The sequence below is a fragment of the Oceanobacillus caeni genome (assembly GCF_042678465.1).
Lineage (GTDB): Bacteria > Bacillota > Bacilli > Bacillales > Amphibacillaceae > Oceanobacillus > Oceanobacillus caeni.
Genome location: NZ_JBHTKV010000006.1, coordinates 1 through 12971 on the forward strand (window position 1 = coordinate 1; position 12971 = coordinate 12971).

A 12971-nucleotide genomic window follows, 5' to 3' on the forward strand; every position below is an offset into this window, starting at 1 on the left:
AACCACCACTGCCATCAAAGAGGGAACCAAGTGTCAATTTACTCATCCTCATTCACCTCCGGCAGGTCACAATATCTGAATTTCGATCCATCTCTTAAAAGAAACACACCATCAGAATTTCCCACTTGCTCAATATACCTTTTTACAATGACATCACAGTACTTTTCATCCAGTTCAATGGTGTAGCAGATTCTATTTGTCTGCTCACAGGCAATCAGTGTACTTCCTGAACCGCCGAAGGGATCAAGCACGATACAGTTACTAAGGCTCGAATTCATAATGGGGTATGCCACAAGTGCCACTGGTTTCATGGTTGGGTGGTCGCTGTTTTTCTTCGGTTTCTCAAACTCCCAGATGGTGGTCTGCTTTCTATCGGAATACCAGTTATGCTTACCTTTCTTTTTCCACCCAAAGAGAATAGGCTCATGCTGCCACTGATAAGGGGAGCGACCGAGAACAAGGGACTGCTTTTTCCATATACAAGTACCGGAAAGATAAAATCCTGCATCAGAGAATGCTCTTCTAAAATTGAGTCCTTCGGTATCCGCATGGAATACATAAATAGAAGCGTCCTTTGCCATCGCTGCTTCGGTGTTCTGAAATGCTGCAAGCAGGAAATCGTAGAACGCTTCGTTAGCCATATTGTCATTTTTGATTTTTCCAGCGGTGCCTTCATAGTTAACGTTATATGGAGGGTCCGTAACTACCAAATTAGCAGTTTTCCCATCCATCAAGACATCAAAGGTGTCTTTCTTTGTACTGTCTCCGCAGACTAATCGATGCTGCCCAAGTAGCCAAACATCCCCTAAATGCGAAACAGCGGGCTTTTTCAGCTCGCTGTCTACATCGAAATCATCTTCTTTTATATTATCCTTAAGGGAATTCTTGAAAAGATCGTCCAACTCTCCTGGGTCAAAACCTGTCAAAGACACATCAAAGTCTGAAGCATTTAAGTCCGTGATGAGAAGTGCTAATTTGTCTTTATCCCAATCACCACTTATTTTATTTAGTGCAATGTTCAGCGCCTTCTCCTTTTGCTCATCCATTTCAACAACTACGCATTCTATCTCATCCATGCCCATACTCAGCAGGATTTTCAAACGCTGATGACCTCCGATGACTCTGCCTGTGGTCTTATTCCATATTACGGGTTCTACATATCCAAACTCCTCAAGGGAGCGTTTTAGTTTCTCATATTCCGGATCACCCGGTTTTAAATCCTTTCTTGGGTTATATTCAGCGGGGATGAGTTGTTTAGTCTTTATCTTCTCTATCAACATACTTTTCCACCGCCTTTCTAAATTCACTATACTTATTTACATCCTCCCACGGGAATAGACAACTATTAAAGTGACCATAAACAGCTGTATCAGAGTAAATCACATACCTTAGACGCAACTTCTCTATGATTGCCGCAGGTCTTAAATTGAAAGTCTCCTGTGCAGCAAGAGTTAATATTTCGTCAGAAACAATACCTGTGCCAAGGGTATTTACAGAAAAGGCTACAGGATTTGCCTTACCTATTGCATAGGATATACTAACTTCACATCTCTTTGCATAACCACACCAGACGATATGCTTTGCAATGTACCGAGCCATATAGGCACCGCTTCGATCAACTTTGGTGGGGTCTTTACCACTAAGTGCGCCACCTCCATGGGATGCAAGTCCTCCATAGGTATCAACCATAATTTTTCTACCAGTTAAGCCTGTATCGGCAGCGGGACCACCTTCGACAAATCTACCAGAGGGGTTAATGAGAATTTCTGTTTCATCATCAAATGGGAAGTCCTCAAAGCACTGCCATAGGACATTGTTAAGGATATCTGTCCTAAGTTCTTCCTGTGTTTTATCCTTATCATGCTGTACCGATATCACAATAGTCTTTATTCGCACTGGAGTGTCCCCTTCATATTCCACCGTCACCTGTGCTTTACCATCTGGGTGTATACCTTTTATCAGTTTCCCTTTTCGGCAATCATCCAGTCTCTTTACAATCCTGTGAGATAGTACAAGGGGTAGGGGAAGCATTTCTCCCGTTTCCTTTGTAGCATAGCCATACACAGTTCCTTGGTCTCCAGCACCTATCGAACCATACTGTTCATTTATTCCATTTCTTACTTCCAGTGCAGTATCCACGCCAGTTGCAATATCTACACTTTGTTTGTGTACAAATACATAAATCAAGAATTTAAGAGGGTTGTATCCAATCTCTTTAAGGACATTCCTAACAATGTATCGGATGTCTATTTTCTCGCTGCAGGAGATTTCGCCCGCCACGATAATTTTCCCTTTGGTTGCCATTACCTCACAAGCGACACGTGATGCTTTGTCTTTACGTAAACATGCTTCTAAAATGCTATCTGCTATGATGTCGCATAGTTTATCAGGATGTCCAGCACATACACTTTCAGCTGTTAAATATCTTTTACTCATTATATATCTCCTCATCTTTATTTTCCTCTGCGGGCAGATAGCAGTCGCTCCATCACATCGTCCTGTGGGTTTAAACCAGAATACTCTGTAGCACAATTCTCTTTAACGATTTGATAAATCTCCATCCACAATCTGTTTGTCTGACTCATAAAGTTCTGACTCATAGCTACATAAGGACTTTGAATAGCATTGCCGGTAGTTGGATGCTTGGCAAGAAAGCCAAACTCAGTTATCGCCTCCTCACACTGTATCCATCTGGCCGCACTCATGGCATATCGTTCTAGAAGCTGTGGGAGCACCAAATGGGCACAGCCTCGCTCCTCAAGCCATTTCCAAGTAATTTCATAAATCTCGCTGGCTACTAGGGTTTTCCCGTCCTTTTGCACCGCTGAGAGCATGGCCCTTGGCTTTGGCATTTCCTGCCCCTTTAAATCAGCGGTATTTTGGAAGTCGATAATTTCTAGCTTTCTCTTACCTGGATTACCCTGTGCAATTTTATCAGCAAGTGGTTTCTTTTTTTGACCAGAGCCTATACGGGCACCGCCACGATTTGTTCCATCTTTGGCCATTCACTCACCTCTTTTCGTTGATGGGTCTATTACCCTGTTTGAAACCGCGAATTTTCACGCGTTACCCCACGCCCGTTGCACATTTAAAAAGCTGTAGAGATTTGACTCCCCCTACCGGGTTCCCCAACGATCTCCATCTCTTGCTGTGATTGCAGAGTGGCAAGGAGTACAAAGAGCCATCAGATTACTTCTATCGTCAGTCCCTCCTCTTGCAAGAGGAAGAATGTGATGCACTTCGGTTGCTGGGGTCAGCTTTCCTTGTCGTTTGCATTCCTCACAAAGAGGATGAGCTGCAATGTAACGGTCACGTATTCTTTTCCAAGCACGACCATAACGCTTACGTGTTGCTGGGTCACGATCATACTTTTCATACCGTGCAGCTTCCTTCTTGCTATGCTCTTCACAAAAGCGCTTGTCGGTTAGCTCTGGGCAACCAGGGTAAGAGCACGGTCGCTTAGGTTTCTTTGGCATACTGCACCTCCTTTTGCCCATAGAAAAAGCCCTCGCAGGAGTGGTTCTCCCGTGAAGGCTTCTGTTTATTAATATTCCATACTACCATTATATAACTTTCACTACAGACAAACAGTGTCATCGTATGCCAAACTGTGCCAAAGTGTGCCAACCTTTTGCGAGCATTCAGATTACTGCGTACAAAAACCACCAATAGATATTTTCAAAAATATCCAAAGTTATTGACATGTTTATTGTAATTGTTATAATAACAATGTCCAATATCTTTGACATAGGTGATACTGTTGAAAAATAAAATTAAAGCAATACGGAACAAATTGGGGATAACACAAGAGCAACTTGCTAAGAAGTGTGGAGTTGTTAGACAAACAATAAATTGTATAGAGAATGATAAATATGATCCCACACTGGAACTGGCTTTCAAATTATCAAAAACGTTAAAAGTAAAGGTAGATGAATTGTTTATTTATGAATAAATTTCATTCAAATTATATAATAACAATGAAAGATATTGTAAGGGAAGGTAATGATATCTTACATCGACCAACACTGGAAGTGATGGTACCTCCCCCTGAGGAAGATAAGGAAACATTAACTAGTATGATGAATTTCTTAAAAAATAGTCAAGACCCCATTCTATCCAAAAAATATAAATTACGTGGAGGAGTTGGATTATCCGCGAATCAGATTGGCTTGAATAAGCGAATGTTTGTAGCGTATTTCACTGACGAGATGGGGAAAGAACATGAATATACCCTTATTAATCCAAAAATTATTAGCCATTCCGTTTCTATGATTTACTTACCACCAAGTGAAGGGTGCCTATCTGTTGATCGAGATATAAATGGGTTCGTACCAAGATATGAGAGAATTAAAGTGAAAGGGTTTAATTTAGAAGGAGAAGAAATAATATTAAAACTCAATGGCTATTCCTCTATTGTTATTCAACATGAAATAGATCACCTAAATGGAATTATGTTTTATGAGCGTATCAATAAAGAAAATCCTTTCAAACTACCAGAAAACTGTAAAAGTTTATACTGAGATCATGCATTAGGTCGGTATTCAAAGTGGGTAAGCAATGAGTTGTTGTTTTGACAGCTCATTTTAATTTAATAATCATTAAAAAGGAGAAACTAATTATTTAAATCACTGTAATTTTCATACAATGACTAAGGTAATGGTGAAGAGGGCCTTTTAACCCTCTTCCTGCACTATTTTCCGGTTACTCCTTTTTATTTTGGAACCTTTAAATGTTGCAAAGCGGATGAGTGGAGTCTGTGTACGGTTCTCATAGAAACATTAAGGTTGACACAGATTTCTTCCCAGTTAAGAAAGTTAATGTATCGGTAGCGAAGAAGCAGCTTCTCATCCACATTTTCCATCTGGTTAATCGCTTCACGGATATCTGATTTAAGCTTTATTAATCGCTCAACCTCATGTTGTATCTGTTGCTCCAAATCTATTATTCTAATCACATATTTTTCAAAGGGTGGGTCAGTACTCTTGGTTCGACTGACTTTTTCCTCAAGAATGGGGGATGAAATACTTCTTGATAGATTTCTTAAGTTTTGCAACTCTTCAAGGTCGGAGTTAATCAATTCATTCAAACGGTAAGCCTGTTTTAAGAATTCCTTAGCTGTCATCATCGCACCACCTCCTCTTGTAGCTGTTGAATTAACATGTCAGGGTTGAGAGAGGTGAGGACATTGAACAATCCAGAATGAAAGAAGCACTCAACCTCACGTTTCGTATATAAAGCAGAATCATTGCGAGGGTGTTTTGCTAGTCTTTTTAAAGCAAAACGATAATCCTTGACTGCCTGTAGAATAATGGCATTTGCCAGTTTTTCAAATGCATCCATCATACAGCATCCCTCGCTTTCCCAAGATTTGCTTTGACCGCATTAATAAGATCGGTTTGTGTCTTTTCCTTTCGTTTCAAGGCTCTCATCACATCTTCATCGATTGTGCCTTTAGTAATGATGTGATGGATTACTACTGTCTCTTTTTGTCCTTGTCTCCAAAGTCTCGCATTTGTTTGTTGATGGAGTTCCAGACTCCAAGTAAGTCCGAACCAGATAAGCGTTGAACCTCCACTTTGTAAGTTGAGACCGTGTCCCGCCGATGCAGGATGGATAACTGCCACAGAAATATCACCGTTGTTCCAATCCTTAATATCCTTGGAAGTTTTAATTTCTCTGACATTAAATTTTGCCTTAATACGCTCCAAATCGTGATTATACCAATAGGCAATAAGCACGGGTTTGCCGTTTGCACCTTCGATTAAATCTTCAAGAGCATCTAGCTTGCGGTCGTGGATAATATGGGGTTTTTTATCATCATCATAGATAGCACCGTTTGCCATTTGCAGAAGTTTGCCTGAAAGGACAGCTGCATTCATGGCATCTATTTCTTCATCGCCAAATTTAAGGACCATCTCCTCACGAAAGTGATCATATACTGATTGTTCTTTAGCATTAAGATAGACAGGCACTTCATTGATCACGCATTCAGGCATTTTTAGAAAATCTACCGACTTCATGGAAATGGTAATATCTGAAATGAGCCGATATATGGCATCTTCAGCACCTGGCAATGGCTTATATGAAAACACAATCTGCTGATTTCGTTTATCCGGTGTAAAGTAGGAATTGCGGTAGTGTGTTATGTACCTGCCGAGTCTTTTACCCATGTCGAGAATACGAAACTCTGCCCACAAATCCATTAATCCATTACTGGAGGGTGTACCCGTAAGACCCACAATCCGTTTTGCCCTCGGTCTTACTTTTAGTAAACTTTTAAACCTTTTTGCGCCATAGGACTTAAAAGATGATAGTTCATCAATGACCACCATATCGAAATTAAAAGGAATACCGCTTTTGTTTACCAACCAGTCAACATTTTCTCTGTTTATAAGATAGACACTTGCAGGTTTCCTTAGAGCCGCCAATCGCTCCTGCTCTGTACCGATGGCTACCGAAAACTTGAGTCCTTTTAAATGCTCCCACTTATTAATCTCAGCTGGCCAAGTATCCCTAGCTACTCGAAGTGGGGCAATGACCAGAACCTTTCCAATTTCAAAACTATCAAGACAAAGGTCGAATATAGCAGTTAGAGTAATGACGCTTTTGCCAAGACCCATTTCTAAAAACACCGCAGCAATGGGATGCTCTAGAATGAAGTTCGTTGCATAGGTCTGATATTTATGAGGATTGTATTTCACCGAGTATCCCTCCAATCTGCTTAACATCATCAATGACATAGCAGGCAAAGCCTAACTTCTGTAATTGCTTTATTCTTCTAATCTGTAACAGGCGAGGTTTCTTTCCGGGAGCCTTTAATTCCACAAATGCCATCTTCCCATGCGGTAAAAGCACTAGGCGGTCTGGCATTCCATCTAAACCTGGGCTAACAAACTTCGCAGCGATGCCTCCCATCTTTTTTACCTCAGCCACCAGTTTCTTTTCGATATATTTTTCAAGCATAAATACCTCCCATATAAAAAGGCCGGAACAAGAAAACAACTTTGAACCAATTTTCCTATACGCGCGTGTATGCGTGTACGAACAGGCTACTATTACTTCTTTTTACTATTTATAAATAAATAGGTTACTTCTTGTTCCACTTGTTCCGAACCGTTGATTTTCCTTATCATTACTAACTTTAGGGAAAGAACAAGTATGGGAACAAGGTAAGGTACAACTTAGCGTTGTTCCTCGACTCGGGAATAAGCTCGTTGCTTTCCGTAGACAGGAAACGTTACAACACCATTCTTGTTCCCAGTGTACTTGTTCCACTCACTGATCTTTCTCATAATGGCACCGATGGCATAGGAATCCGATGGTTTTAACATGGATGCCTCTTTACCGAAACACTCACACCATCAAATTTCCATATTGCAGACAAGGGTCCTTTTTACTGTTCCTACACGGGTGCCGCCGCCAAATTCGCTACCGCCGAGGAAATTTCTACGCTCGTACAAAGACATCGTGTCCCAATCATCCGGCAAGAGCGTATCCAGATAGGTACGAACTAGTCCTTCTCGTTCATCTGTTTCCATCGCATCAGCCTGTTCACTCGTTGCCATGGATACATCATCACCTTCAAGGTAGAGTTTTTCTCCATTTTCATAAAGCACTAGTGCTTCTGCCCAAATCTGCTGTACTTCCTCTTTGGTCATCTGCCAAGCTTTCTTTTTACCGTTACCGTTAATGCGGACTGGCCAAAATCTGCGGTTGCCCGTGATATCTCGAAGAAATCCACTTTCTGCATTCGTTGAACCTACAATTACACACTGACGGGGATGGCTTTCGACGTTGACCCCATAACTGGCACGGTACTTATCATCCGCCCTTGAAATAAAGGACTTTACAACCTCCACATCCGTCTTACGCATTCCAGCAAGCTCTCCTAGTTCCAGTAACCAATATCCCTGAAGTTTCTCAGCACCTGATTTATCTTTCATGTCCGTAATGGTCAAACTATCTGAAAACCAATCCCCTGCAAGCTTCGCAAAGAAGGTTGACTTACCGATACCTTGAGGACCGTTTAAGATTAGAACACTATCAAACTTTGTACCTGGTCTATAAATACGGGCTACCGCTGCAACCATCGTTTTGCGAATCACCGCTTTTGTGTAGGAATTATCTGTTGCACCGAAATAATCAATTAATAGATTTTCTACTCGGCTAATACCATCCCATTTTGGCAGGGAGTCTAGGTACTCCTTAACAGGATGGTATGATCGTTCTGATGCTACTGCTAACACAGCATCCTTGGTCTTGGTAGGAGAATAGACACCGTATTTGCTGCTTAAGTACACCTTAAGAAGTGCATTGTCTGAATCATTCCAACCCGCCTTAATCTGCTCCCAAGGCAAACCACCTTTGGCATCAATACCATCACGGTGGCAGTTGAAAGCGATATGCTGTAACTCTTCATCATGACGAATAATCAAGACGATGTTATCCAGTGTGTCTTTTATCCGACCTTGCTTATCTAGTTCCAAACCTGTCTGCCAATCCTCATCACTAAACTCATCTTCAGCCTGAGCCTGTCTTTCCTTTGCGAACTCAGCTTTTACCGCTTCATCTTTTATAGCAAACTCGCACATTGCCACAAAAGACGGCATCCTACCAGGAGCCGTAGTCGTGGAAGCTCTATCATCTAAAGAGCCGAATTTATGAATACGAACAAGGTCAAAAGCATTAAGGAGCAGGCCGCTTGCTGGGTCGGTGGCATGGTGGCTGTATGCAAATTTATCATCATAGATAATCACACCCGCACTACTGTCAGCTGGAATATAGTCATAGCGCCCTTCCATGGCAGATGGTTCATAAACTGCACCTAAAAATTTCTCAATTGCTTCACGAACGGAATAGGCACGACAGAAAGTACCTACTACACCTTCCTTTAAAAGCGGATCGGCTTGTTCTTTAAGACTGCGATTAATAACCTTCAGACTGCCTGCTTGATACGGGCCAAGTTGATGTATCTCGCCAGTTTTCATATTTTGAAAGATAAACATCCGGGTCAAGTAATGCTCCATCCTGCTCTTCGTAGACAAATTCACCATTAGAGGAAGTAGATGGCCAATACATAAGGCGATGAGCTTCATATGTCGTATCATCGAAAAGGTCAATACCGATTTCTTTTGCCACCATACGTCCAACGGCTGCATATTCTTCTTCACTGATCTCACGAGCAAGGGGAACGATAAGTCTGAGTCTCGGATTTTCTGGTGTATGTTTATGAGTGGAGTAAACACAGCATTTGTAGTCGAAAAGCATACTGATTTGCTCCCAAATATCCGGTCTACCGTAATCCATATCAAGGGTAAGCAAAGAGCGACATAGAACATTGCCCTTCTTTCGCCTTCCTTCTTTTAAATGTCCTCCGACAAAGCCACCCACGTCTTTGATATCATCTTGTTGACCTTTTTTAAGTTTCCGATATTCTTCTACCGTTTCTGTAGTACGTTGCGTCGTCTTTACACGGGAGCAAAAATCCACCCAGGAGATATCTTTGTTTTTCCATTTCCTATCCATCCGGCTATTGCCCACTGCAATTTTCATAAGCTTTCAACCTCCTCATGCTCCGGACTAAAATATCTGACCGTTTGTCTGCGTTTTTTGGCTACTTCAATTTCCCTCGCCATACCGCTTGAGATGGTATTGCCCAGCACCCACACCTCGGAGCATTTACCCATAAGTACGATGTCCATAAATATGGCAAGCTCCCGTTCCTCTGGGTTTTCATCATCCATAAACTGCGGAAACATAAGATGGGGAGCAATTGGAATACAGTTTTGGTCTAAGGCAAACCTGCAAAAACTGCGAGCCTTTTTAATGTTTCCTTCTACATCACCGGAATAGGGAGAACAGATATATACAAGCGGCTTAAAGGCAGATTTTTTCTCTGCCTTTTCCTTTTTCATTATGTTGGTCAGTGCTTCATGGGGAGTTGGGTCATGGTATCCTTCGTGATTGAATTTGTTGATTCCCATTACACACCCTCCATTTCTATCTGTGGCAAAATACCGTCTGCCTTCATCAGTTCGTAAATGAAGAGTCTGCCTTTTTGTGTCCAATATGTATGGACCTTTGTATGCTGTTGCCCATTACTGCCAAGGTAGCTATGAGTCTTAGTGCTGGTGTAACCTTTTTCCGCATACTTCTGATATAAAAGCCAAATGCCGCCTTGTTTAAATTGGATGCCCTTTTTATTAAGATAGCGGTTCATCCAAATAGCTGACTTACCGTAATCTTTGGCGATTGCTGATGTGGAAATGAGGTCTTTGCAATTTAAAACCACATCGTAATAAGACACTTTCGGTTTCATTTCTGCAATTTGCTGATTCTGAACAGCAATCGTACCTTCAAGCATTTTATTTTGTTTCCTTACTTGAGTTAGCTGTTGATTGGCAATCTGAAGTGCCCTTGCCATGATCGCTTCTGGGGAATTCCATCTTCTTTCTATTTCAAGAAAGTATTGACGGCACTCTTTCCCTTTTGGAGTACGCTGTATCATGCACAGCTCTTTTGCCATGTCAATTGTTAACTGATGGTCTATGCTTGGTCTGCCTCCAGTACTTTCGCTCAAAAATGAGCTAAAGTCTGATCCTTCCTCAAATCCGTACTCACACATTCTTGGAAACCAATCTTTATAAGCGGTCTTTACATCCAAGGCTTCATGTAAATCACGACCGAGTACGGTTGGTCGTTGATTTTCATAATTGATTTTTACTAATTCGTCCATACGAATTACCTCCTGCAATATAGTCAGAGAGGAAACCCCTCTACCTAATAGCCACAGGAGGTAATGATTGTTGAGGATTTTGAAAAAATAAATTAGACATCCGGATTGTTGTTCGAAATTTGTATATGTAAAATAGATTTAAATGGTTGATTCAGTAATTTTCTACTTTAAGAAAAGAGAAAAACAGTCATTTTGGGCATCATCTTTGATCTATGACCTGGATGAGTAAGGTTGGTAGAGCCTCGAGGAGAATCAATTAAAATAAAAAATACAGAGCGAGAAATTCTCACTCTGTATTTTTTATTTACATCATTCACTTATCGTTTTTACTAGATGTTATTTTACGAGTGGCTAAAGCTATGATCCCACCAACTACAATAAATACAATGTCCAAAACGATTTCCAACCCTTGAAACGCATCAATATAATTTACTAAAAACCAACTTTTTCCTCCATTAGTCAAATGATTGATTAATCCGCCTACTCCCTGAATAATAAAAAGTAGACTGAGTCCACTGATAATTTCTTTCATGATGAACACCTCTTTAATATTTTTTCTAATTTAATATGCCTCTAAGACCGATATTAAAAAAAACTGCACCTATGACTCCTATCGCTACCAAGAGTGAAGAGATTGGAGCTTCATTTAATTTTGACCTGATTTTAACAAGAAATTGTTGCAATTTTTCTTTAAATATAATATTAACCCCTAACAGTAACAGAGAAGGAAGCACCATTACTAGATTGTATCCAATTATTATTAAGATAGCAGGTGTAGCATCAATTGTTTGATGATTCATTAAAAAGATTGAATAAAAGTAAGGCAATGCCGTTACAAATTCAATTAGGAAAACAATGATTCCTAATATAATCATCCCTTTAATTGTTGTATTTTTGGGGATAAATGAAATTAAACGTTTTTTTGTAGTCTCTTTTGGTTTACTGAAGCTTATTAGAACAAGAACTGCTCCAAGTAGGATATAAAACCAATTGATAAAGTCAAACTGAGACAATTGTTCTATTCTCTTCAATAATGAATTTCCACCAAAGTAGAGTAATAAACCCGTGATGAAATAGCCTAACTGCGTGATGAATAAAAACACAAATAAACGAGAAGATAACTGATTCGGTTGTGTCAGTAATAAATAGGCTGTTACAGTCAGTACACCGGGACTTAAAATATCAATTAAAGCACACAAAAAAATAATCATTAATGCTGAAGAAATGTCTAATGATGAAGAAGGCATCAATGCTTCAATAGTTTCGATCAAACAAACTAGTCCTCCTTTAAATGTTGTGGTATTATCTATTTAACACATCGTGCTATAAAAAGATAATAACACACTGTACTAAATAAAGGAAGTGATTTTTATAATGCCAAAAATTGTTGATCATGATGAAAAGCGCAAACAAATTGCTGAGGCTGCATGGAATATTATTGGGAAAGAAGGGGTTGAGAAAGCGTCTATACGAAGAGTTGCAGCTGAGGCAGGGATGTCTTCTGGTGCGTTAAGACATTATTTTTCAACTCAAGATGAAATGTTATTATTTATTATGAATTACTACTTAGAAGAAGGGAAAAAACGTTCTCAAAATATAGAATGGTCAGAAAACCCAGTGCAGGCAGTAGAAGAAGTTTTATTAGAGCTAGTACCAATAGATGAAGAAAAGAAAATTGAAACGAGTGTTTGGTGGATTCTTGCATTACGTTCACTTACAAGTGATACAATAAAGGACAAAAAAGATGAAATGACGGACGGTACATATGAATTAGCAAATTCAATGATTGAAATCTTAGCTCTAAAAGGCGTATTATCAGATTCAATGAATGCAGAATTAGAAAAGAGTAGGTTAACGGCATTAATAGAGGGATTGTCGATTCATGCTTTATTAAGACCTGATGTATACTCTCCAGAAAAGGTGAAGGAAGTTATTCGTTATCATTTAGAGACACTCTGCAATAAAATCAATTAAGCTAATCGGTCGATGTATCAATTATTGTCCCATGTGTTTTTAATAGATTTAGTCTTACCCCTTGATTTATTATTAACTTTATAGAGAGAGGAGTCAAAATCGGTTCTTTCACTATATTTCTTCAAGATTCGAATTTTAACCCTTTATTCCACAAAAATGGAGCGTTTATTAAACAAACAAGATAGCACGTGCCGGTCATAAAATAAGTGCTATCCTGTTTTCATTATTTAAAAATTGAAGGTCTTTTAACCTCCTCCCACAC

At 39.9% G+C, this 12971-nt stretch carries 18 protein-coding genes; 3 read left to right on the forward strand and 15 right to left on the reverse strand.

All coding sequences use genetic code 11. The annotated features are described in order from the left end of the window. Positions 1-38 precede the first annotated feature (38 nt). From ACFQ18_RS06110 to ACFQ18_RS06125, 4 genes are all read right to left on the reverse strand, one after another. Positions 39-1280, reverse strand: coding sequence for a site-specific DNA-methyltransferase (locus ACFQ18_RS06110; RefSeq protein WP_204797888.1), 1242 nt, complete (start codon positions 1278-1280; stop codon positions 39-41). After that, a complete protein-coding gene (gene metK, locus ACFQ18_RS06115) occupies positions 1255-2436 on the reverse strand; it encodes a methionine adenosyltransferase (protein WP_204797889.1) in 1182 nt (393 codons plus the stop codon). Before metK ends, ACFQ18_RS06110 begins: the two co-directional genes overlap by 26 nt. Positions 2437-2453: 17 nt before the next feature. Beyond that, complete coding sequence (locus ACFQ18_RS06120; RefSeq protein WP_035150331.1) at positions 2454-3005, reverse strand: P27 family phage terminase small subunit; 552 nt, start codon at positions 3003-3005, stop codon at positions 2454-2456. 111 nt (positions 3006-3116) lie between these two features. Further along, positions 3117-3497, reverse strand: a complete 381-nt coding sequence (locus ACFQ18_RS06125; protein WP_449290097.1) for an HNH endonuclease — start codon at positions 3495-3497, stop codon at positions 3117-3119. A gap of 263 nt (positions 3498-3760) precedes the next feature. Between ACFQ18_RS06125 and ACFQ18_RS06130 the strand changes: the two genes are divergently transcribed. Together ACFQ18_RS06130 and def are read left to right on the forward strand one after the other, a co-directional pair. Then, entirely contained in the window at positions 3761-3952 is a 192-nt protein-coding gene (locus tag ACFQ18_RS06130) for a helix-turn-helix transcriptional regulator (protein ID WP_027625332.1), read from the forward strand. Beyond that, complete coding sequence (gene def, locus ACFQ18_RS06135; RefSeq protein WP_027625331.1) at positions 3945-4520, forward strand: peptide deformylase; 576 nt, start codon at positions 3945-3947, stop codon at positions 4518-4520. Before ACFQ18_RS06130 ends, def begins: the two co-directional genes overlap by 8 nt. A 191-nt stretch (positions 4521-4711) precedes the next feature. On the opposite strand, the gene ACFQ18_RS06140 is transcribed toward def, so the two are convergent. From ACFQ18_RS06140 to ACFQ18_RS06190, 11 genes are all read right to left on the reverse strand, one after another. Further along, the gene (locus tag ACFQ18_RS06140) at positions 4712-5125 is read right to left on the reverse strand and encodes a DUF1492 domain-containing protein (RefSeq protein ID WP_204797890.1); all 414 of its coding nucleotides are present in this window, start codon (positions 5123-5125) and stop codon (positions 4712-4714) included. Next, positions 5122-5343, reverse strand: a complete 222-nt coding sequence (locus tag ACFQ18_RS06145) for a hypothetical protein (protein ID WP_015926212.1) — start codon at positions 5341-5343, stop codon at positions 5122-5124. Before ACFQ18_RS06145 ends, ACFQ18_RS06140 begins: the two co-directional genes overlap by 4 nt. Next, complete coding sequence (locus ACFQ18_RS06150; protein ID WP_042357514.1) at positions 5340-6701, reverse strand: DEAD/DEAH box helicase; 1362 nt, start codon at positions 6699-6701, stop codon at positions 5340-5342. The genes ACFQ18_RS06145 and ACFQ18_RS06150 overlap by 4 nt, the downstream gene beginning before the upstream one ends. Further along, positions 6682-6963 carry a VRR-NUC domain-containing protein gene (locus tag ACFQ18_RS06155; protein ID WP_012103000.1) on the reverse strand — a complete coding sequence of 94 codons (282 nt, stop codon included), beginning with the start codon at positions 6961-6963 and terminating at the stop codon, positions 6682-6684. Before ACFQ18_RS06155 ends, ACFQ18_RS06150 begins: the two co-directional genes overlap by 20 nt. Before the next feature lie 218 nt (positions 6964-7181). Next, positions 7182-7331, reverse strand: a complete 150-nt coding sequence (locus ACFQ18_RS06160) for a hypothetical protein (RefSeq protein WP_260838637.1) — start codon at positions 7329-7331, stop codon at positions 7182-7184. A gap of 30 nt (positions 7332-7361) precedes the next feature. After that, positions 7362-9005: a VapE domain-containing protein gene (locus ACFQ18_RS06165; protein WP_379565970.1), complete on the reverse strand. Its 1644-nt coding sequence runs from the start codon at positions 9003-9005 to the stop codon at positions 7362-7364. Continuing rightward, positions 8926-9552 (reverse strand): hypothetical protein, encoded by a 627-nt coding sequence (locus ACFQ18_RS06170; RefSeq protein ID WP_379565972.1) that lies wholly within the window; start codon positions 9550-9552, stop codon positions 8926-8928. Before ACFQ18_RS06170 ends, ACFQ18_RS06165 begins: the two co-directional genes overlap by 80 nt. Next, positions 9549-9983: a DUF7768 domain-containing protein gene (locus ACFQ18_RS06175; RefSeq protein WP_015926216.1), complete on the reverse strand. Its 435-nt coding sequence runs from the start codon at positions 9981-9983 to the stop codon at positions 9549-9551. The genes ACFQ18_RS06170 and ACFQ18_RS06175 overlap by 4 nt, the downstream gene beginning before the upstream one ends. Then, on the reverse strand, positions 9983-10735 hold the full coding sequence (locus ACFQ18_RS06180) for a phage antirepressor KilAC domain-containing protein (protein ID WP_137743045.1): 753 nt from the start codon (positions 10733-10735) through the stop codon (positions 9983-9985). The genes ACFQ18_RS06175 and ACFQ18_RS06180 overlap by 1 nt, the downstream gene beginning before the upstream one ends. A 313-nt stretch (positions 10736-11048) precedes the next feature. Continuing rightward, positions 11049-11267, reverse strand: coding sequence for a hypothetical protein (locus tag ACFQ18_RS06185; RefSeq protein WP_027625323.1), 219 nt, complete (start codon positions 11265-11267; stop codon positions 11049-11051). Between the two features lie 25 nt (positions 11268-11292). Further along, positions 11293-12006: a GAP family protein gene (locus tag ACFQ18_RS06190; protein ID WP_204797891.1), complete on the reverse strand. Its 714-nt coding sequence runs from the start codon at positions 12004-12006 to the stop codon at positions 11293-11295. A 103-nt stretch (positions 12007-12109) separates the two neighbouring features. Between ACFQ18_RS06190 and ACFQ18_RS06195 the strand changes: the two genes are divergently transcribed. Next, a complete protein-coding gene (locus ACFQ18_RS06195; protein ID WP_137743047.1) occupies positions 12110-12709 on the forward strand; it encodes a TetR/AcrR family transcriptional regulator in 600 nt (199 codons plus the stop codon). Positions 12710-12971: the final 262 nt, after the last annotated feature.